This is a genomic window from Bacillus sp. V26 (assembly GCF_034296245.1).
GTDB lineage: Bacteria > Bacillota > Bacilli > Bacillales > Bacillaceae > Bacillus > Bacillus halotolerans.
In genome coordinates, this window is sequence record NZ_JAXKQF010000018.1 from 1 (window position 1) to 392 (window position 392).

2 rRNA genes are annotated in these 392 nt (G+C 43.9%); both read right to left on the minus strand.

The annotated features are described in order from the left end of the window. Positions 1 to 77: ribosomal RNA gene (locus tag UJ203_RS20760) — 16S ribosomal RNA — on the minus strand; the annotation flags it as partial. Between the two features lie 192 nt (positions 78 to 269). Further along, positions 270 to 385: ribosomal RNA gene (gene rrf / locus UJ203_RS20765) — 5S ribosomal RNA — on the minus strand. Between the last annotated feature and the right edge of the window lie 7 nt (positions 386 to 392).

Below are 392 nucleotides of genomic sequence, written 5' to 3' on the forward strand. Positions count from 1 at the left end.
CCATCTGTCCGCTCGACTTGCATGTATTAGGCACGCCGCCAGCGTTCGTCCTGAGCCAGGATCAAACTCTCCGATAAAGTAGTTTGACTGACTACGCACATCACTGTGCGATTTTATAATAAAACTTAAATTAACAGGTACGTTTTGTCTTGTTTAGTTTTCAAAGATCATTTTGTTTATCGCTTTGTTAAAGCAACTTTATTAGTATACAATGTCGCCTTCTCAAAGTCAACAACTTTTTTCATTTTTAATTGCACTAATGTGCAACTGCTTGGCGGCGTCCTACTCTCACAGGGGGAAACCCCCGACTACCATCGGCGCTGAAGAGCTTAACTTCCGTGTTCGGCATGGGAACGGGTGTGACCTCTTCGCTATCGCCACCAAACAATTGA